The organism is Streptomyces sp. NPDC051172, from assembly GCF_040682555.1.
Classification (GTDB): Bacteria; Actinomycetota; Actinomycetes; order Streptomycetales; family Streptomycetaceae; genus Streptomyces.
Window position 1 is genome coordinate 12,687 of record NZ_JBFBBE010000040.1, and the last position, 19,200, is coordinate 31,886.

Annotated in this window: 21 protein-coding genes and 3 pseudogenes; 15 read left to right on the forward strand and 9 right to left on the reverse strand. The window is 71.7% G+C overall.

Annotated features, from left to right (window positions below; all coding sequences use genetic code 11):
* Positions 1-49: 49 nt before the first annotated feature.
* Together AB0N07_RS23960 and AB0N07_RS23965 are read left to right on the forward strand one after the other, a co-directional pair.
* A complete protein-coding gene (locus tag AB0N07_RS23960; RefSeq protein WP_365838215.1) occupies positions 50-940 on the forward strand; it encodes an SDR family oxidoreductase in 891 nt (296 codons plus the stop codon).
* A 78-nt stretch (positions 941-1,018) separates the two neighbouring features.
* Positions 1,019-1,195 (forward strand): hypothetical protein, encoded by a 177-nt coding sequence (locus AB0N07_RS23965; protein WP_365838217.1) that lies wholly within the window; start codon positions 1,019-1,021, stop codon positions 1,193-1,195.
* 9 nt (positions 1,196-1,204) lie between these two features.
* On the opposite strand, the gene AB0N07_RS23970 is transcribed toward AB0N07_RS23965, so the two are convergent.
* From AB0N07_RS23970 to AB0N07_RS23980, 3 genes are all read right to left on the reverse strand, one after another.
* On the reverse strand, positions 1,205-1,936 hold the full coding sequence (locus AB0N07_RS23970; RefSeq protein ID WP_365838219.1) for a GAF domain-containing protein: 732 nt from the start codon (positions 1,934-1,936) through the stop codon (positions 1,205-1,207).
* Positions 1,936-2,775, reverse strand: coding sequence for a GAF and ANTAR domain-containing protein (locus tag AB0N07_RS23975; protein WP_365838221.1), 840 nt, complete (start codon positions 2,773-2,775; stop codon positions 1,936-1,938). Before AB0N07_RS23975 ends, AB0N07_RS23970 begins: the two co-directional genes overlap by 1 nt.
* A gap of 176 nt (positions 2,776-2,951) precedes the next feature.
* A complete protein-coding gene (locus tag AB0N07_RS23980) occupies positions 2,952-4,091 on the reverse strand; it encodes an aromatic acid exporter family protein (protein ID WP_365838223.1) in 1,140 nt (379 codons plus the stop codon).
* A gap of 204 nt (positions 4,092-4,295) precedes the next feature.
* Here AB0N07_RS23980 and AB0N07_RS23985 point away from each other — a divergent pair, with 204 nt between their 5' ends.
* From AB0N07_RS23985 to AB0N07_RS24000, 4 genes are all read left to right on the forward strand, one after another.
* Positions 4,296-6,467, forward strand: a complete 2,172-nt coding sequence (locus tag AB0N07_RS23985; protein ID WP_365838226.1) for a SpoIIE family protein phosphatase — start codon at positions 4,296-4,298, stop codon at positions 6,465-6,467.
* Positions 6,468-6,594: 127 nt separating this feature from the next.
* On the forward strand, positions 6,595-7,296 hold the full coding sequence (locus AB0N07_RS23990; RefSeq protein WP_365838228.1) for a nucleotidyltransferase family protein: 702 nt from the start codon (positions 6,595-6,597) through the stop codon (positions 7,294-7,296).
* A complete protein-coding gene (locus AB0N07_RS23995) occupies positions 7,293-7,574 on the forward strand; it encodes a BON domain-containing protein (RefSeq protein ID WP_365838230.1) in 282 nt (93 codons plus the stop codon). The genes AB0N07_RS23990 and AB0N07_RS23995 overlap by 4 nt, the downstream gene beginning before the upstream one ends.
* Positions 7,571-8,323 carry a metallophosphoesterase gene (locus AB0N07_RS24000; protein WP_365838232.1) on the forward strand — a complete coding sequence of 251 codons (753 nt, stop codon included), beginning with the start codon at positions 7,571-7,573 and terminating at the stop codon, positions 8,321-8,323. The genes AB0N07_RS23995 and AB0N07_RS24000 overlap by 4 nt, the downstream gene beginning before the upstream one ends.
* Before the next feature lie 28 nt (positions 8,324-8,351).
* Here the strand turns inward: AB0N07_RS24000 and AB0N07_RS24005 are convergent, their stop codons facing one another.
* Both AB0N07_RS24005 and AB0N07_RS24010 read right to left on the reverse strand, forming a co-directional pair.
* Positions 8,352-9,878, reverse strand: a complete 1,527-nt coding sequence (locus AB0N07_RS24005) for an FAD-dependent oxidoreductase (RefSeq protein ID WP_365838234.1) — start codon at positions 9,876-9,878, stop codon at positions 8,352-8,354.
* A gap of 93 nt (positions 9,879-9,971) precedes the next feature.
* Positions 9,972-10,292, reverse strand: coding sequence for a DUF3040 domain-containing protein (locus AB0N07_RS24010; protein ID WP_365838236.1), 321 nt, complete (start codon positions 10,290-10,292; stop codon positions 9,972-9,974).
* A gap of 125 nt (positions 10,293-10,417) precedes the next feature.
* On the opposite strand from AB0N07_RS24010, the gene AB0N07_RS24015 reads away from it, so the two are divergent.
* A complete protein-coding gene (locus AB0N07_RS24015; RefSeq protein WP_365838238.1) occupies positions 10,418-10,894 on the forward strand; it encodes an SRPBCC family protein in 477 nt (158 codons plus the stop codon).
* Positions 10,895-10,966: 72 nt separating this feature from the next.
* Positions 10,967-11,446, forward strand: coding sequence for a flavin reductase family protein (locus AB0N07_RS24020; RefSeq protein WP_365838240.1), 480 nt, complete (start codon positions 10,967-10,969; stop codon positions 11,444-11,446).
* 53 nt (positions 11,447-11,499) lie between these two features.
* Here AB0N07_RS24020 and ligD read toward each other — a convergent pair whose 3' ends face one another.
* Positions 11,500-12,480, reverse strand: coding sequence for a non-homologous end-joining DNA ligase (gene ligD / locus AB0N07_RS24025; RefSeq protein WP_365838242.1), 981 nt, complete (start codon positions 12,478-12,480; stop codon positions 11,500-11,502).
* Positions 12,481-12,550: 70 nt separating this feature from the next.
* Between ligD and AB0N07_RS24030 the strand changes: the two genes are divergently transcribed.
* Positions 12,551-12,871: a hypothetical protein gene (locus tag AB0N07_RS24030; protein ID WP_365838244.1), complete on the forward strand. Its 321-nt coding sequence runs from the start codon at positions 12,551-12,553 to the stop codon at positions 12,869-12,871.
* 18 nt (positions 12,872-12,889) lie between these two features.
* On the opposite strand, the gene AB0N07_RS24035 is transcribed toward AB0N07_RS24030, so the two are convergent.
* Together AB0N07_RS24035 and AB0N07_RS24040 are read right to left on the reverse strand one after the other, a co-directional pair.
* On the reverse strand, positions 12,890-13,573 hold the full coding sequence (locus tag AB0N07_RS24035) for a response regulator transcription factor (protein WP_365838246.1): 684 nt from the start codon (positions 13,571-13,573) through the stop codon (positions 12,890-12,892).
* Between the two features lie 58 nt (positions 13,574-13,631).
* Positions 13,632-13,772: pseudogene (locus tag AB0N07_RS24040) on the reverse strand (sensor histidine kinase); the annotation flags it as partial.
* A gap of 373 nt (positions 13,773-14,145) precedes the next feature.
* On the opposite strand from AB0N07_RS24040, the pseudogene AB0N07_RS24045 reads away from it, so the two are divergent.
* From AB0N07_RS24045 to AB0N07_RS24070, 6 genes and pseudogenes are all read left to right on the forward strand, one after another.
* Positions 14,146-14,442 (forward strand): annotated as a pseudogene (locus AB0N07_RS24045) (winged helix-turn-helix domain-containing protein); the annotation flags it as partial.
* A gap of 28 nt (positions 14,443-14,470) precedes the next feature.
* A pseudogene (locus tag AB0N07_RS24050) lies at positions 14,471-14,690 on the forward strand (two-component sensor histidine kinase); the annotation flags it as partial.
* A 53-nt stretch (positions 14,691-14,743) separates the two neighbouring features.
* On the forward strand, positions 14,744-15,265 hold the full coding sequence (locus AB0N07_RS24055) for a MarR family transcriptional regulator (RefSeq protein ID WP_365838248.1): 522 nt from the start codon (positions 14,744-14,746) through the stop codon (positions 15,263-15,265).
* 221 nt (positions 15,266-15,486) lie between these two features.
* The gene (locus tag AB0N07_RS24060; protein ID WP_030946497.1) at positions 15,487-15,864 is read left to right on the forward strand and encodes a MauE/DoxX family redox-associated membrane protein; all 378 of its coding nucleotides are present in this window, start codon (positions 15,487-15,489) and stop codon (positions 15,862-15,864) included.
* Positions 15,865-16,332, forward strand: a complete 468-nt coding sequence (locus AB0N07_RS24065; protein ID WP_365838251.1) for a peroxiredoxin — start codon at positions 15,865-15,867, stop codon at positions 16,330-16,332.
* 77 nt (positions 16,333-16,409) lie between these two features.
* Positions 16,410-18,749 (forward strand): SpoIIE family protein phosphatase, encoded by a 2,340-nt coding sequence (locus AB0N07_RS24070; protein ID WP_365838253.1) that lies wholly within the window; start codon positions 16,410-16,412, stop codon positions 18,747-18,749.
* Here AB0N07_RS24070 and AB0N07_RS24075 read toward each other — a convergent pair whose 3' ends face one another.
* Positions 18,750-19,184: a cupin domain-containing protein gene (locus AB0N07_RS24075; protein ID WP_365838255.1), complete on the reverse strand. Its 435-nt coding sequence runs from the start codon at positions 19,182-19,184 to the stop codon at positions 18,750-18,752.
* Positions 19,185-19,200: the final 16 nt, after the last annotated feature.

Consider the following 19,200-nt stretch of genomic DNA (forward strand, 5'->3'; position numbering starts at 1 on the left):
ACGGGAACCCGGTGGCCGTCCGGACCCGCCCCAAGGTCAGGAGGCCGACATGGCCGATGCGCAGCACAAGCAGCAGGATCCGAGGACGCACCACCCGCGCCCCGAGTTCCCGGCTCAGGACCAGCCCCATCCGGGGTGGACCGGGCCCATGGACCCGCCGCCCGACCACGGGGAGAAGACCTATCGGGGCGCCGGCCGCCTGAAGGACCGCAAGACCGTCATCACCGGCGGCGACTCCGGCATCGGGCGTGCGGTCGCGCTGGCCTTCGCGCGCGAGGGCGCCGATGTGCTCTTCAGCCACTTGAAGGACGAGGCCGACGACGCACGCGAGACGTCCCGGCTCGTCGAGGACGCCGGGCGCAAGGCGGTGGCCGTCGCCTGCGACATCCGGGAGGAGGACAACTGCCGGGCGCTGATCGAGCGCGCCGTCACGGAGTTCGGGCGCATCGACGTCCTGGTGAACAACGCGGCCTACCAGATGTCGCAGCCCGACGGCATCGAGGCGATCACGACCGAGCAGTTCGACCGGGTCATGCGCACCAACGTCCACGGCATGTTCTGGCTGACCAAGTTCGCCGTGCCGCACATCCCTAAGGGCGGCAGCGTCATCAACTCCACGTCGGTGCAGGCCTACAAGCCCAGTCCGCATCTGCTGGACTACGCGACGACCAAGGGTGCGATCGTGACCTTCACGCAGGGGCTGGCCCAGATGCTCGCCGAGCGCGGCATCCGCGTCAACGCCGTGGCGCCGGGCCCGGTGTGGACGCCCCTGATTCCCGCGACACTGCCCGACACGGTGGAGTTCGGCAAACAGAGCCCGCTGGGCCGCCCGGCCCAGCCCGCCGAACTGGCCCCCGCCTACGTCTACCTGGCCTCCCAGGAGGCCGGTTTCGTCACAGCGGAGATCCTCAACGCGACCGGAGGCACCCCACTGCCCTGACGCCCCCCCGTACGCGAGGGCATGGCAGGCGCCGAGGCGGGAACCCGCCCGGCCGTCCGGAACGAGGGAGTGGGAAACATGCATCAGGAAGCGCATCGGCCGCCGCAGCGCATGTTCGCTGTCCGGGCCCATGACGGCAGCGGACAGGACGCATCGGTGGTGGAGCGGTGGTCGCCGGTGGTGCGCAGCGTCATGACGGTGGCAGCCGCCGTGGTGGTCGTGGCCGCGCTGTGGGCGACGGCCGTGGCCCGCTGAGACGCTCTGTCAGCGGGAGTCGCTGAGCACGTCCGTCAAGGACACCGTGCGACGCACGAGACCGTGCGCGACCTCGGTGAGCCGGCGTCCGCTGCGCGTCGCCCAGGTCCCCAGGGCGGAGCGGGCGTCGGGCAGGGAGAGGCTGCCGTACTCGGCGATCATGCCGGTGGCGATGTCGACGGTCGCCTTGGCGGTCACGGCCCTTTGGACGCTGCTGCTGACGTCGGTGGGACGCAGCGGGTGCGGGCTCCAGTTGACGAGGGCGACCGTGGTCACATCGGCCAGTGCCTGAGCCAGGTGCAGATCGAGCGCAGACAGTCCCCCCGGGGTGGTCAGCATAAGGTTCAGGGCCCCCACCGTCTGGTGGTGCACGCGCATGGGCAGCGCGTGCGCGGCCCGGAATCCGTGCTCCCGGGCGTACGGGGCCACATGCGGCCAGCGGTGGGCGCTCTCGCCGAGGTCCGGAGCGTCGATACGCTCGCTCTTGCGATAGCAGTCCACACAGGGGCCTTCGTCGCTCTGGAGCTGGAAGAACTCCATGAGGGCCGCGCGCTGGTCGGTGACGGCCATCAGACGCAGCTCGCCCCGCACTCCGGCGATCATGACCCCGACCGCGTCGGCGCCCACGAGGTCCAGGCAGTTCAGAGCCAGCCGATCGAGGAGTACGACGGGGTCGACGTCGTCGGCCAGGGAGTCGGCCAGCCCCACGAGGGCCTCGGCGAGCTGCTGTTCCCGGTTCATCACCGATCGCCCTCTCGTCCGTCGTCACCGGCGTCCCGCCGGCCGGCATCCTCGCTGTCGCCTTCCGTCTCGGACCCGAGCCGCAGCGTGCGTACGAGGATGTCGTGCGCCACCTCGGTCACCGTCCGGCCTTGGGCGAAAGCCCGCGCGCGCATCCGGTCCAGAGCCTGTTCGGCGCCCAGATTCAGCTGCACCATCACCATGCCGACCGCTTGGTAGACCTCACTGTGGTCGGCCTCGGAAGCCTCCATCCACGACGCTACTCCTACTCCTTCCTGGCTCGCTCGTTCGTCTGCGTCGTATCCGGCATGAAGGTTCATGAGGGCGAACGTGACGGCGTCCCGCGCCCACAGCGCGATCCGCAGGTCGCGTGACGACAGCGCGCCGGGCGTATGGCGATACAGGTCGAGCGTGCCGATCGTCGCCCCGCCCACGCCGAGCGGCAGCGAGAACACCGCCTGCACGCCCAGCTCGACGGCCTCGTGGGCGAAGACGGGCCAGCGACCGGCGTCCGGCGCCCTGGTCAGGTCGTCCGCCAGCACGGCGGCGGCGCGTTCGATCGCGGACTGGCAGGGGCCGTCCCCGAGCGTGTACTGCGCCTCCGCCAGCCGGGCCGCCGTCGAGTCGCTGGCACACCAGGTGGCACGCACCGTCCGGCCGCACGCGATCGACACGGATGCGCCGGTGACGGGCAGAAGTTCCACGCAGGCGTGGCACAGCGCCTGGGGGACGTCGTCGGGACGGAGGCCCTTGGCTGCGGACGTCAGCGTCTCGGTGACCCGCGCGCGTTCCTCGCTCTCGGACGGCTCCCTGCCACCGCCGGCTCCGTCAACAGACATGATCCACCAGTACTCCAACCGACGGCACCGGGAGAACCGACACTGCCCGGGCGCCACCGGGGCGGCCTGCACATCCTCGGCCGAGGGGCTGAGGCACGCTGTCGCCGTACAGCGCCGGGTCTCGATGTCGTGCCGAACGAGTTCCCTTGCCCCCCTGCACAAAACGGCATGCCGCTTCAGACATGGCCCGGGGGAGCCTCCTGCCGTGCCGACGCCTCGAGGTTTCCGGCCAGCCGCTGGGCCTGCAGGAGGAGGGCGCCGTAGGCCGAGGCCTCCTCGGGCTCGCCCCGGACCAGGTCCGGCAGCTGCCGGCGCAGGCCGTCCATCGCGGCGCGCATCTCCTGGACGGCCTGCCGCAGAGTCTCTTCCCGGCCCTGGCCGGCTCCGCCGTCCGCGGAGAGCCGCACGATCCGGGCCGCCCGGGCCAGGAAGTCGGCGTAATCGCGGATCAGGGGCAGCCGGGCCCAGTGCGCCTGCCGGTCCCCGGCGGCCGCCTCGAGCAGAGTGCGGGTGAGTTCCGTCGTGTGCACGGCGGCGTGGTCCAGCACGACCGTCGCATCCTCGTAGTCCTTGTTCGGCCGTGACGAGGCCAGGGTGCGGCGGCGTACGTTGCCCCACAGGCTCTCCCGGCTCCAGCCGACGGCCGACCGGCACTGCGTCACGAGGTGCTGAAGGTGCAGGGCTTGTCGATGCCATGCTCGCGTCTCGTCGACGTCCCACTGCCCGTCGACGAGACGGCCGCCCGCCGTTTCGAGGAGCCTGCCCGTCTCCTGCGCGGCTTCATGGATCGCAGCGCGCGCATTGCGCAGGTAGACGGGTGGTCGGATCACTGCATTGACCGTGATGCCGACCGCCGCTCCGAACACGGCCTCGCCGATCCGGGCGGCGCACCCCGTCAGACTGACCTGCGTGTCGGTGAGGACGAAGAGTGCGCCGGTGGCGGTGTATATCCCCTGCCGTCCGAGCCGCGACCACGAACTGAGGAGCACCACCAGGGGGAGGACGAGACCCATGGCGCCGATCCTGTTGTGCATCAGCAGCACCAGCAGCGTGGCCATGACGGTCCCCGAGGCGATCGCCGTCAGCTGCTGCAGGGCATGGGCGACGGACTGGTAGACCGTCGACTCGACGAGCAGGATCGCAACCCAGGGCGCCACGAAGGCCATGGGTGCGTGCAGCCACCAGCCCACCACCGCCCAGGACGCCCAGGCGGCGAAGGCGGCCTTCAGCGCCTGCGCGGCGAGGTCCCGTTCCCTCCCCGGTTGTTTCCATGCACGCTGTACGGCCCGTGCTGCGCCCCGCATCTTCCTGGACAACGTGAGAACGATCGAAGGATGAGGACCTCGCGTGGACCTGCCTCGGGATCAGGGTTTGTGAAAGTCATGGCATCCGAGTCCCCCTGCACTGATCGGATATCACCAGAACGGGACGAGTGGGCTCTCCGCCCCCCGCCCGCCCGCGGCCCCCTGCTTTGGGTGGATTCCACCTGGGCACTCGTCGGATGTTCGACAGGAGGTGCTGTGAGCCAGAGCGACGCTACGGCGGATGTCGCACCCGAGTCGGTCGACACGGCGCTGCTGGACGTGGTCCGGGACTGCGGTGCGTCCAGGGGTCTGCTGTACGTCCTGCCTCGCAACGGTGACGCGCTGTGGCTGGTGACGTTGACGGGGGCGCCCCGTGAAATGGCCGTTCCCTGGACCCGGGTGGGCGTGGCGGACTCCATTCCGGTGGCGGACGCGGTGCGGTCCGGTCGCCTGGTGTGGATCAGCGACATGGAGGACATGGCTCGCCGCTACCCGCGCACCTCACTCGTGCTGCCCTACGCCTTTGCACTGGCGGCCGCCCCCCTCGCCGCTCGGGGCTCGGTCGTGGGCGGAGTGGTCCTGCTGTGGCCGGCCGCTCATCCGGCGCGGCTCAGCGGCGTCGAGCGCGCGGTCATCGATGCCGGCTGCCGGCGGCTGGGCCGCCTGCTGCACGACGCGGCGGACCGCAACGCTCTGCCCGCGCCGGGTGAACCGCGGATCCTGCCCCACCCTTCCCGCGCCCGTGCGCTGCGAGGCGAGGGCAGCGAACAGGCGGCGTTCATCGCCCGGCTGCCGGGCGGTGCCTGCGCGCTGGACGAGACCGGCCGGTTCACCTTCGTGACGCCCGAGGCGGCACGCCTGCTCGGCGTCGACGCCGACACCCTGCTGGGCGCCCTGCCATGGGAAGCGCTGCCCTGGATGGACGTCCCCGAGATCGAGGACTCGTACCGGTCGACGCTGGTGAGCGAACAGCCCACCACCTTCAGCGCAGTACGCCCCCCGGACACCCGGCTGGCCTTCGCGCTCTATCCGGACCCCTCCGGCATCAGCGTGCGGATCACCCGCAGCGATCCCCGCGACGAACTGTCGCCGAGCCCGGCGAGCTCCCCCAGCGCCCCCGCCCATCCCGCCGGGACGACCGAACCCGCCGCGCGCGGACCGAGCCGGGCCGGCTCCCTGTACCACCTGATGCACATGGCCGCCACGCTCACCGAGGCCCTCGGCGTCCAGGACGTGGTGGACCAGGCCGCCGACCAGCTCATGCCCGCCCTCGGCGCCACGGCCATGGCCGTCATGGCGCCACGGGGCGGCAGACTGAGAATCCTCGGACACCGCGGCTACGACGCCGAACTCATGGAACGCTTCGACCACATGCCCCTGAACGCCGACACGCCCGCCGTGCGCGTGATGGAGACCGGCAGCCCGCACTTCTTCCGTGACTTCGACGAACTGAGGCGGTCGTATCCCGAAGCCGTCCATGTCGACGACAAGACGTCCTGGGCGTTTCTCCCGCTGATCGCCTCCGGCAGGGCCGTCGGCTCGCTCGTCCTCGCCTACGACCGCCCCCGCCACTTCCCGCCCACCGAGCGTGCGGTGATCACCGCGCTGGCCGGCCTCGTGGGCCAGGCCCTCGAACGGGGCCGCCTCTACGACACCCAGTTCGCCGTGGCCCATCAGCTCCAGGCCGCGCTGCTGCCCCGGCACCTGCCCTCCCTGCCCGGGCTGCGGGTCACCGCCCGCTACCGGCCCGCCGGCCATGGTGTGGAGGTGGGCGGTGACTTCTACGACCTGATCCGTCTGAACGACACCACCGTCGCGGTCGCGATCGGTGACGTCCAGGGACACGACATCGACGCGGCGGCCCTGATGGGGCAGGTCCGCACCGCCGTGCACAGCCAGGCGGCGGCCGGGGCCTCCCCGGGAGACGTGCTCGGCCGGACCAACCGGCTGCTCGTCGGCCTGGACCCCGGCCGGTTCGCCAGTTGCCTCTATGCCCACCTGGATCTGGGCCGCCCCGGCGTGCGCCTGGCCAGTGCCGGCCACCCGCCTGCCCTGCTGCGGCACGCCGACGGCCGTACCGAGGTCCTGAGCCCGCCTCCCGGACTGCTGCTCGGCATCGACGCCCAGGTCGAGTACCTGGCCGCCGAGTTCCCCCTCCACCCCGGCTGCGTCCTCGTCCTGTACACGGACGGGCTCATCGAACGGCCCGGCGTCGACCTGGACGACGCCGTCAGCGCGCTCGCCGAACTCATTGCACGCACCGATCCCGAAGACCCCGACGCCATGGCCGACACCCTCGTCCGCCACGTCTCCGACCCCGCCGACGACGTGGCCCTGCTCATCGTCCACCTCAACGGCGCCACGCCCGACCAGGCCGGAGACGACTGAAACCGCCCGCCGACAAGGGCTCCGGACCGTGTCGCGCCGATGGCCCGTGGGTACCCGGGCGTACGCACGTGCGGGAGCGGACAGACCCGCTCGTGCCCCGACGCCGGGAATCACGAAGGGAGCGCCCATGGTGCACGACGCGCACGGAGCGGCCCGCGCCGACGACTCGGGCCCCACCGGCCTGCGCCTCGCTCCGGGGGAGCCCCCGTCCGCCGCAGGGCCGGACGTGGACCTGCCCCGTGACCGTACCCAGGCGATCCTGGAGGCGACCAAACAGGTTGCCGCTCTCCTCAAGCAGAAGGAGCACGGATTCGCCCTGGCCGGAAGTGTGGCGGCCTACGCCCATGGCGTCAGCGGAAGGCTGCAGCACGACGTCGACTTCTGCGTCCTCCCCGAGGACGCCGACGCCGTGGCGGCCACGCTGTGCGAGGGTGGTCTCACCGTCCACCATGCCCCGGAGGACTGGCTGCTGAAGGCGAGCTGCCTCGGCCAGAGCGTCGACATCATCTTCGAGCTGTCCGACCACCCCGTCACCCCGGAACTGCTCGCACGCGCCCGGGAGTTGCCCGTCGACTCGGTCCGTATGCCGGTGCTCTCGCCGACGGACCTGCTGGTGAGTCTGCTCAAGGCATTCTCGGAACACCACTGCGACTTCGGGGCCGTACTCCCGGTCGCCCGCTCGCTGCGGGAGAAGGTCGACTGGCAGGAGGTACGGCGAACCTGCGGCGAGCGGCCCATGCCCGCGGCCTTCCTGTTTCTCCTGGAGCGCCTGGACGTGATCGACTCCGAGCCGGAGCAGCGAGCCGAATCCTCGAAGGAACAGCCATGAGCGAGCACACGGTCCAGCCCTCCTCCGGCGCCCCGGCGGGCCTCGACTACCGGGTCGCCCACCTGACCGAACGGTTCGCGGCCGGTCTGCCCGGCGAACTGGGTGTACGGGCCGAACTGCGCGGCGAGACCGTACTGCTCACCGGCACGGTCCCCTCTGCCCGGTGCCGTGAGGACATCATGCGCATCGCCCGCGAGGCCTTCCCGGACGTGCCGCTGCACTGCGACATCGTCACGGCGCGAACCACCCCGCCCGACGACGCGGAGGACCTCGCATGACCCGGGTGGCAGCCGTCGGGGACATCCACCTGGGGGCGGAGAGCCACGGTGTGCTCCGGCCGGCGTTCGACACGCTGCCCGACTGCGCGGATCTACTGCTGCTGGCCGGCGACCTCACCCGCCACGGCACACCGGAGGAGGCGCTGGTCGTCGCCAAGGAGGTCGAGGACCTGGCGGTGCCGGTGGTCGCGGTCCTCGGCAACCACGACCACCACGGCGGATGCCCGGGCGAGGTGGCGGCCGTCCTCGAGAATTCCGGCGTACGGGTCCTGGAAGGGCAGTCCACCGTGGTGACCAGCGGCGACACCCGTGTCGGGATCGCGGGGACCAAAGGGTTCGGGGGCGGGTTCGCGGGCAGGTGTGCGGGAGAGTTCGGCGAGCCCGTCATGAAGGAGTTCGTCAGGTACTCCCGCCGGTGCGCGGACGGCCTGCGGACCGGACTGCGGGAACTGGCCCGGGCGGGGTGCGACGTGCGGATCGCACTGACCCATTTCTCACCCGTGCCGGACACACTGGCGGGTGAGCCGCTGGAGATCTATCCGTTCCTCGGCAGCTATCTGCTGGCCGAGGCGATCGACGCCGAGGGCGCCGACCTCGCCGTCCACGGACACGCCCATTCCGGCACCGAGCACGGGATGACCAGCGGCGGAGTGCAGGTGCGGAACGTGGCACAGCCGGTCATCCGGCGGGCGTTCCACGTCTACAACCTTCCGGCGCCGGAAACCAACCGGTCGGCTGACCACGTGTGAGCCGCTGGGCATACCGCGGGCGGTCGTCTCAGATGTCGCGCCGCTCCAACGGCCGTACGGCCGGGCCCTGCAGGATCTGCCCGTCCGGGGCGAAGCGGGAGCCGTGGCAGGGGCATTCCCAGGCCTGTTCCGCGCGGTTGAACGCCACGAGGCAGCCCATGTGGGTGCAGCCGGCCGACACCGCCTGCAACTGACCGTTCTCGTCACGGTGCACGGCGCACTGCCGCCCTCCCACCCGCACCACGGCACCGCCGCCCCGCGGAATGTCCGCCGTCGAAGGTCCCGTCGTCGGGGGCAGCCGGTCGCCGACGAAGTGCCGGGCCACCTGCGCCTGATGCTTCAGGAACGAGGCTCCCTCGCGGAGCACGGAGAGCAGACGGCGGGGATCGTAGAGGCCGGCCCAGGGGACCTCGCGGCCATTGACGAGATCGCTGAGCAGACGGCCCGCCATGATGCCGCCGCTCAGCCCCCAGCCACCGAACCCGGTGGCCACGTAGGTGTGACGGCTGCCCAGCCAGAGTGGTCCGACGAGCGGCACGGAGTCGGTGGCGTCGTTGTCCTGCGTGGCCCACCGGTGGCTGATCGTGAACCCCGGGAAATGGCCCTCGGCCCAGGCGGAGAGCCGTGCGAACCGCTCCTCGACATCGGCGGTACCGGGCGTGAAGTGCTCGCCGGTGACGATCAGCAGGCGTTTCCCGTCACGGTAGGGCGCGCTGCGCACGGACCGGGTGTTCTGCTCCGGCGTGAGGTACATGCCGCGCGGTGCCCGGTCCTCGTCGACGGTGCCGGCCACGACCAGCTCGCGGCGCGGGGAGAGCCGGGTGAAGAGCAGGGCACGGTCGAAGACGGGGTAGTGGGTGGCGATCACGACCTCGTCCGCCCGCACCGACACGCCCGCGTCCGTCGCCAGGACGCAGGGCTCGCCCTCTGTGAGGCCCACGACGCGTGTGTGCTCGTAGACGGCACCGCCTCGGCGACGCAGGTCCTCGGCGAGGGCCAGCAGGTATTTGCGGGGATGGAACTGGACCTGTTCCGTCACCCGGACCGCACCGGCGACCCGGAAGGGCAGCTCGGTCTCGGCCACGTACTCGGCCGCCAGACCCGCCTCCCGCGCCGCTTCCGCCTCCGCCTGCAGCTTTTCCACCAGCCGGGGCTGCTCGCCGTAGGTGTAGGCCGCGGCCTCTTCCCAGTCGCAGTCGATGCCCAGTTCGTCGACGATGCCGGCGGCGTGCCGGATCGCGGCACTCTGCGACTGCGCATACAGACGTGCCCCCGTCGGGCCGCGGGTGCGGCGCAGATGGTCGTAGGTCAGCGTGTGCAGCGCGGTCAGCTTGGCGGTCGTGTGGCCCGTGACCCCGGCGGCGAGGCGGCCGGCCTCCAGCACGGCCACCTTGCGTCCCTGCTGGACCAGTTCCCACGCCGTACTCAGGCCTGCGATGCCACCGCCGACCACGGCGACGTCGACGGCCATGTCGCCGGACGGCGGGGGAGCGGGTTCACCCGGCGGCGCCGTCTCGAGCCAGTACGATCCGTGGATTTCCGTCTCGGCGGTCATGACCGCCGAGTTCCCGCCCCGGTGCCCCGGACACACACAACGGCCCCCGAACGCCGTCGGTCGTGGAGCCGGCCGACGCCGCGCAGGGGTGGTTCACAGCCACGAGGTGATGCGGCCCGGGCCCCTGCTCGCGCGGCACAGCAGCCGGAACACCTGCAACAGCGTGTAGGGCCACAGGCCGGCGAAGCACCAGATGACGATCGGGTCCGAGGTGCAGATCCCCATGACGAGGAGGAACAGCGAGGCGCACGCCGACAGGGCCACCGACAGCGGGAGCCAGAGCCGGGAGCCCGCCTCGCCGCGCATGCTTCGGGCGAGGCGCCGGTCGCAGCTCAGTTCCGCTTCGATACTCCGCAGAGCAAGCCGTTCGTGCGACGACAGCACGACATCTTCGGGGTCTGGGTGCTCAGCCATGACCCGCCGAGTTCCCGGCGCGGGCTGACTGACGCCTTTGCGGGGTACCCGGTGCCACGCACACGCGCAGGAGGCCGGTCGCCCGGCGCGGTCGGCCCCGGCAAGAAGCGGGCAAGGAGGCATCGATGGGCACGGTCAAGGAGGCAGTGGACGTGGAGGTTCCGCTGCGCATGGCGTACAACCAGTGGACTCAGTTCGAGGAGTTCCCGAACTTCATGGAGGGCGTCGACGAGGTCAGGCAGCTCGACGACCGGCACAACCACTGGACCACCAGCATCGGCGGGGTGCGGCGCGAGTTCGACACGGAGATCGTCGACCAGCTGCGGGACGACCGGATCACCTGGCGGTCCGTCGGCGGCGACACGCAACAGAGGGGATCGGTCCGGTTCGAACGACTGGACGACACGCACACCCGCGTGGAACTCGTGATGGAGGTCGAACCCGGCGGGGTCGCCGAGCAGAGCGCGGACGCGCTGGGTCTGATCGACCGGCGGGTGAAGGGGGACCTGCGCCGCTTCAAGGACTACGTGGAGACGGAGGGCGGCACCACCGGCGGCTGGCGTGGCCGCATCCGGCCCGAGGACCCCGGCACACCGCTCTGACGGGCGGCTGCGGGGTCCAGCGAGTGCTCGCGGTTCGTTGACGAGGGTGACGAGGGTGAGGAGCGAGGGGACATGACAGACCTGGACGCGTTCATGAGTCGGCTGAGTCCGGACTTGTGTGTCGTCACGGCCGCGGCCGGCGCGCAGCGGTCGGGCTGTCTGGTCTCCTTCTCCTCCCAGTGCTCCATGCGGCCGGTGCGGTTCGTGGTGTGGATCTCCAAGGCCAACCACACCTATGTGGTGGCCCGTGCCGCGGACCGCCTGGCCGTCCATCTGCTGACCCGAGAACAGCACGAGCTGGCAGCTCTGTTCGGCGGGCAGACGGGTGATCGGACCGACAAGTTCGTGCACGTGCCCTGGACCCGCGGGCACGGCGGCTCGGTCGTCCTGGAGGAGGCCGCCGCGTGGTTCGTGGGCAGCGTCGAACAGCGCGTCGACGGCGGCGACCACGTCGGCTTCGTCCTCGCCCCCGAGGACTGGGGCAGCCGCGCGGACGGACCCCTGCTCCGGCTCGACGACGCCCGGGACATCAGCCCCGGCCACCCCGTATGACGGCGTATCCACCGTAGGTTCAGCATCCCGTGACGGTGTGTCGGGTGGCAGGGTCAGACACGGTCGTCCGGGATGTCGGCCGATGCATCCTCCGGCGCGAGGTCGGGCCTCAGCCGCAGCCAGGACGGCTGGCGCAGCATTCCTGCCCGGGTGCGGGTGCTGTAGCGGACCTCGCCCACCAGCCGGGGCACCACCCAGCGGGCCCCCGGGACCGACGGTACGGGATCGAAGGGGCACACGTCGGTCGCGGCGGCCTGCAGCAGCGCGGCGAGCTGCGACCGCTCGGCCTCGCTCCAGCCGGTGCCCACACTCCCGACGTACCGAAGGCGTCCCGCGGCCCGCTGCCCCACCAGGACGGCGCCGAACAGCCCCGACAGCCGTCCCTTGCCGGGCAGCCAGCCGCCCACCACGACGTCCTCGCTGCGCATGTTGCGGATCTTGATCCAGGCCCTGGAGCGCACCCCGGGCTCGTATGCCGAGTCCAGCCGCTTGCAGACCAGGCCCTCCAGACCGTGCTCACGGGTGGCGCGCAGGGCCTGTTCGCCGTGCCCGACCAGGGCGGCAGGGGTGGACCAGAACGGGCCGTGGAGACCAAGCTGTTCCAACTGCTCGCGCCGCCGGGCATAGGGGAGTGCCGTGAGGTCCTGTCCGCCCAGGTGCATCACGTCGAACAGAACGACGTGCACGGGCGCCTTCGCTGCTTGCCGCGCCGCTCTGCCGGGTGCGTGCGCCAGCCCCATGCGGGGTTGCAGCAACTGGAAGTCGGCTCGGCCCTGTTCGTCCAGTGCCAGCACCTCCCCGTCGAGCACGGCAGGCGTCGCGCCGAGCGCCTCGCCCAGCGGTCGCAGCTCGGGATATGCGGCGGTGATGTCCTCCCCGGACCGTGCCCGCAGCAGGACGCTGCCGTCTCCTTCGAGGTAGGCCACCACACGCTGGCCGTCCTGCTTGGTCTCGTAGGCCCAGCGGAAGTCCTGCCGGGCGGGCGGCAGGGAACCGGGCGTGGCGAGCATCGGCGGGATCAGGGGGAGCGTCACGGGGTGAGTTGTCGACGGTGTGGTCCGCCGCCATTCGCCCCGACGGTCGGGTTCCCCTGAACGGCGCTGCTTGCGGGCGGCCGCGAACGGCGCCGCCTACAGGCTGTTCGCCGGCGTCAGCAGGTCGTCGAGGCCCGCCCTGCGGAAGAACTCCGCGCGGACCAGGCCCGAGCAGTACCCCGACCCGCAGTTCTCCGAGCGGCTGCGCGACAGCGTGCTCGACCTGCTGACCCGCCCGGCCGGCACGGGCGAGCCGGGAGCGCAGGACGGCGCTGTCCCGGTCGCCGACGAGACGCTCGCGGCCCGCCTGCGGGCCGCACGGTCCCCGGTCTTCACACCGGCGGAGTCGGCTCTGCTGCAACAGTGGCTGGACAAGCTCTCCGCAGGCTGAGCCCGCAGCCTGCGGTGCTCAGCGCTCCGCGGGCCGCGATGCCCTTGCAAGCCCCGACTGGTAGGCGATGACGACGAGTTGGGCGCGGTCGCGGGCGCCCAGCTTCGTCATCGCGCGGTGCACATGGGTGCGTACCGTCAGCGGGCTGACGAAGAGCTTCTCGCCGATGTCCTCGTTGGTGCGGCCCTCCGCCACCCAGGCCGTCACCTCCCGCTCGCGGTCGGTGAGCGCACTGAGGTCCTCGGACGCCGCCGGCCGCGCACCCTGTGCGGGGGCGGACAGGAAGCGCGTGATCAGCACACGCGTGGCGAGCGGGGAGAGCAGCGAGTCCCCCGCGGCCACGGTCCGGATGCCGTCGAGCAGCGCGTCCGCGGTCACGTCCTTGCCGAGGAACCCGCTCGCACCGGCCTGCAGCGCCTGGGCGACGGACTCGTCGATCTCGAAGGTGGTGAGGATCAGGACACGCGTGCCCGACAGTTCGGGGTCGGCGCAGATCGCGGAGGTGGCGGCCAGGCCGTCGGTGCCGGGCACGCGGATGTCCATCAGGACGAGGTCGGGGCGGTGCACGCGCGCGAGGGCGACGGCCTCGGCGCCGTCGGTTGCCTCGGCGACCACCTCCATGTCGTCGCAGGAGTCGATCAGGATCCGGAACGTGGCCCGCAGGAGGGCCTGGTCGTCGGCGAGCAGCACGCGGATGGTCATGGCGTCCGTTCTTGTCGTCTCATGGTCCCCGGTTCCGTGAGTCACGGGGTTCTGGGCGTCAGGGAGCGGTGGGGTACAGGGCCAGGTGGGTGATGACCTCGAAGCCGCCCTCCAGGCGGAGACCGGCCCGGAGGATGCCGCCGACGGACTGGGCACGCTCGCACATGCCGATCAGCCCGAAGCCGCGCCCCGGATCGGGGGCCGCGGCGTCCGGCCGGTGCGTGCCGGGCAAGCGGATCTCGCTGCCCGGGAGGAAGGCGGCGACCAGGAACGCAGCCGTCATGGTCTCGACGGTGCGCGGATGTTCGCCCGCGTATCGCTGCCAAGGGATGCTCATCGCGTCTCTCCGGTCGGGTCCTGGAAACCATGGTGGGCGATGTCCGCCGGGAGCGACGGGCGAGGACCGCCCGTGTCCTGCGCCACGGACGGCCCTCTCGGACGAAGGGCACGAGGTCAGACGAAGGCGGACTCCTGTACGACGGCCTCGGTCGCGGGCGGATCGTGCAGGCCCTTGCGGGTGAGCGCCGGGTTTGCGGGATGGCGTCGCCCTCGGCCGGGGCAGGTGGCGCCTGGGGGGAGAGGGCTACGTCACCAAGCCGTTCCGGGTGGCCGAGCTCCTGGCCCGGGTGCAGGTCCTGCTGCGCGGCCGGATCCGCGGCCCGCGCCGGAGCGGTGCTCTCGCCCAACTCACGCCCGCCGAGTACCGGCTGCTGCGCCATCTGCTCGTCAATGCGCACCGGGTGCTGTCCAAGGAGCGGATCGGCCGCTGTGGCCGGGGCGACTTCGGTGGAGGCTACGCGATCGAGCAACTCGTCTCCCGTCTGCGCCGCAAGGTGGACCGCGAGGCGCCGGTGCTCATCCAGACCCGTCATCGAACGGGCCACCGTGCCGGCCCTGCTCGCCGTCGACGGCTCCGACGAACTCACCGATCTGTCGCACACGTTCAACGAGACAGCCGCCGCACTGGAGCCGTCGGTGGCCGAGCTGCGCGGCATGGAGACTCGCACCCGCGGGTTCGCCGCGCAGTGAGGAGGCCGTGAAGCCGGCCCGTCTGGTGGACGACCCGATGGAGATCTCCCGCTTCGACGCGGGCGCCGCTGTGCTGCACCGGGACGAGGAACGCCGCAGGGAGTTACTTGAGTTACGCAACAAGATGGTAAAGTGGGGCGCATGTCCACTCCACCGCTTCCCGACACCCCCGCCTCGGACGAAGTGATCGAGATCGAGCGTGCGCTCACCCGCATCACCTACCTGAGCACGCGTGCCAGGCAGCACGACCGGCTGATGGCCCTGGCCGGTGTGCCGCTGGACCGTGCGGCCGTGGCGCTGCTGCGGCAGGTCGCCGATTCGGAACCGTTGCGCCCGGGAGAGCTGGCCGCCCGGCTGGGAGTGGAGGCGTCCCACGTCACCCGCACCGTGCAGCAGCTGCAGAAGGCCGGTTACGTCACCCGCGTCCCGGACCCCGACGACCGACGTGCCCAGCGCATCGAGCTGACCGAGGCCGGGCAGCAGGCCATCGACCGCATCCGTGAGGCCGGTTCGCGGGGCATGCAGGTGGCCTTGTCCCACTGGGAGCCGGAGGAGCTGCGGCAGTTGGCCACCCTCTTCCACCGTATGGTCGACGACTTCCTCACCGCCGCCGTCGAGATGGAGGCGCAGGAGCAGACGGCCGCGCCGGCGGGTACCGCCTGATCCGGCGCCGACCTCACGCCGAGGTCGCGCGGGGCGCCGCCGCACGGCCGCCGACTCCACCGCCGCAGCCTTCACCGACGTCTTCCGTCGCTCCTTCGGCTACATCCCGAGAACGCACAACCGTCGCACGCAGAGCCCGGCCTCCGGGCCGGATCCGGCCGCCGGAGCCACCGCTTCTACCCTCGGGTAACATCCGGCAGCAGGTCATCAGAGGAGGAACCGTGCCACGGTCCGAACGCTCGCCCCTGCTGCTCGCCGGCCTGCTGGCCGCCGCGGGTGTCGCCCACTTCGCCTCGCCGCGCCAGTTCGACGAGACCATCCCCCAGGCCCTGCCGGGCAGGCCCAGGACCTGGACATACGCCAGCGGCGCCGCCGAGCTGGCCCTTGCGGCGGGCATCGCACTGCCTCGCACCCGCAAGCCCGCGGCCCTCGCCGCCGCCGCGTTCTTCGTCGGCGTGTTCCCCGCCAACGTGAAGATGGCCGTCGACTGGCGGCACCGCCCCACCCCGCAGAAGGCCGCGGCCATCGGACGGCTGCCGCTGCAGCTGCCCCTCGTGCTGTGGGCCCGCAGCGTCGCGAAGAACGGGGAGGGCCGGTAGGTGAGCGAGCGTGTGAACGTCGGCGACAAGATCGACGACTTCGAGCTGCCGGACGAGACCGGCACCTTCCGCACCCTGTCCGAGCTGCTCGCCGACGGACCGATCGTGCTGTTCTTCTATCCCGCCGCCCTCACCGCGGGCTGCACCGCGGAGGCCTGCCACTTCCGGGACCTTGCGGCGGAGTTCGCGGCCGCCGGCGCCCGAGCCGTGGGCATCAGCGGTGACTCAGTCGAGAAACAGCAGGAGTTCACCGGCCGCCACAGCCTCGGCATGCCCCTCCTTTCCGACACCGACGGCACGATCCGCGAGCGGTTCGGCGTGAAGCGCGGCTTCAGTCTGGCTCCCACCAAGCGGGTCACCTTCGTCATAGCGGAGGACCGCACCGTCCTGGAGATCGTCCGCAGCGAGCTGCGGATGAACACCCACGCCGACCGGGCCCTCGCCGCCCTGCGTGACCGAAAGAAGTGACAGCCGCGCAAACGGAGGGCCCGCCCGGCCCTCCGTTTCGGTTGAAGCGGTGCGACAAAAGAACCATCCTGAACTACATGGAGCACGTCCCCGCTGCGGCGATCGTCGATGCCCGGGGCATCGTGACCGGGTGGAGCGAAGGTGCCCGGCGGCTGACGGGATACCCGGCCGAGGAGGCCGTGGGCCGGGCTGTGTGGGATCTGCTCGCCGAGGACCCGTCGCCCGGCGCCGTGGCTGCCATGACCGGCACCGTCGTCCTCCGGCACCGTGACGGCTCCACGGTGCCTCTCGTCCTCCGCGCATGCGCCCTGTCCGGCGGGGACGACTCACCCGACCGGTACGTGGTGACCGCCGAGCAGCCCGGCAGGCCGGATCCGACGCTCGCCGGGCAGGCCTTCCAGCAGGCCTCCGTGTCGTTGTCCGTGTTCGACACCGACCAGCGCTATCTGCGGCTCAACGACGCTTCCTGCCAGGTGATGGGAGTGCCCGCCGAGACCCTGCTCGGCCGGTACTTCATGGACACCGTTCAGGACGTCGGGTACAACCGGGGATTTCTGCGGCATCTGGAGCTGGCCGTAGAGACGGGCAGGCCGGTCCGCTACGAGAGCTATGCGCACGCGCCGTCCTCGAACCGGGAGCACGCCTGGATCACCGAGATGTGGCCGGTCCGGGACGCCGACGGCAATGTCATCGGAACCGGCATGGCGGCCTTCGACAGCACCGAGCAGTACTGGGCCCGGGAGCGGCTGGCCCTGCTGAACGAGGCGGCGGCCTTCATCGGCACGACCCTGGACGTGGTGCGCACCGCTGAGGAGCTCATCGAACTGCTGGTGCCCCGCTACGCCGACTTCGCCAGCGTCGACCTGCTCGACTGGGTCCTCGGCGCCGATGAGCATCCCGAGATGCCGGGGAGGGACATCGTGCTGCGCCGCGTCGCCCACGGCTCGGTCACCGAGGGCACGCCCGAAGCGGCCGTGCACATCGGCGACACCGACCTCTACCCGGCGTTCTCACCGCCCGCGAAGGCACTGAGAACGGGGCGGGCCGTCCTCAGCCACGCGGGCGAACCGGACTTCATGCGCTGGGTCGCCGAGCGCAACGCACGGGCCCCCGCGGGCCGCCCCCACCGCAGGGGCGTGCACTCGATGCTCGCGGTGCCGCTTCGGGCCCGCGGTACCACGCTCGGCGTCGCGGTCGCCGTCCGCATCGCCAATCCGGACGACTACGGCGGCGACGACGCCGTCCTCGCCGAGGAGCTCGCCAGCCGCGCCGCCGTCTGCATCGACAACGCCCGCCGCTTCTGCCGCGAACGCACCACCGCACTGGCCCTGCAGAACAGCCTGCTGCCCAGAGAGCTGCCCGGGCAGGCGGCGGTCGAGGTGGCTCACCGCTATCTGCCCTCCGACTCCCTGGTCGGCATCGGCGGCGACTGGTTCGACGTGATCCCGCTCTCCGGCAGCCGCGTCGCCCTGGTCGTCGGCGACGTGGTGGGACACGGCATCACCTCCTCGGCGACCATGGGCCGCCTCTGCACCGCCGTACGCACCCTCGCGGACGTCGACCTGCCGCCCGACGAGCTCCTCACCCACCTGGACGACCTGGTCACCCATCTGGCGTCGGACGACACCGGTGACGAGGTCGCGGAGCTCGGCGCCACCTGCCTCTACGCCGTCTACGACCCCGTCTCGCGCCGCCTCGACCTCGCCGCAGCCGGCCATCCACCGCCCGCCCTGCTGCTGCCCGACGGCACCGTGAGCCTCGTCCCCATGACGGCCGGACCCCCGCTGGGCGTCGGCGGCCTGCCCTTCGAGTCGACGGAGCTGGAAATGCCCGAGGGCTCCGTCCTCGCCCTGTACACGGACGGCCTGATCGAGGACCGCGACCGCGACATCGACCACGCGCAGGCCGAACTGTGCCGCGCACTGACCGCCCGTGCCGACACCCTCGAGATGCTGTGCGACACGGTCCTCAAGGCGGTGCTGCCGGAGGAGCCCAGTGACGACGTGGCGCTGCTGCTGGCCCGCACCCGGGCGCTGGGCGAGGACCGGGTCGCCACCTGGGACATCACCCCCGATCCGGAACGCGTGGCCGCGGCCCGGCAGGCGGCCACCGAGCAGCTGACCGCCTGGGGCCTGGACGAGACCGCCTTCGTCACCGAACTCGTCGTCAGCGAACTGGTCACCAACGCGATCCGCTACGGCGCGCCCCCCGTCCAGCTCCGGCTGATCCGCGACCGCAGCCTCATCTGCGAGGTCTCCGACGGCAGTTCCACCTCACCGCATCTGCGCCGGGCCCACGCCTTCGACGAGGGCGGCCGCGGACTGCTGCTGGTCGCCCAGCTCACCCAGCGCTGGGGCAGCCGCCAGACGGGCCGGGGCAAGACCATCTGGGCCGAACAGACCCTGCCGCCGACCTGATCACTGGAAGGAGCAGCCCGGGTTCGGCACGTCCTCCGAGTACGGCGCGCCGTGCGGAAGGACGTACAGCACGTCGAGGACGAGCGGCGTGTCACCCTCGTTGCGCCCGAGGTGGACGTCGCCCGGCCCGCCGGGCTCGCGGACGGTGGTGCCGGTCTTGTACACGCCGTCCTCGGCACAGTCCGAGTGGTAGTGGCTGAGCGTGCCCTGCCGGACGAAGCCGTAGACCGGGCCGTCGTGGTAGTGCCAGCCGGTGGCCTGCCCGGGCGGGACGGTGATCTCCCGGATGACGTAGTCGGTGTTCCCGACGGTGGTGGTGCTGATCAGCTTGGCGGTCACTCCCGGTCCGGGAGGAGTGGCGCCGGCGGAGCCGCAGGTCAGGACGGTGCCGGCGACGACCGCGCCGACGAAGGCGGTACGGAGCGCGTTGCGCATGCGGAAAGGCCTCCCG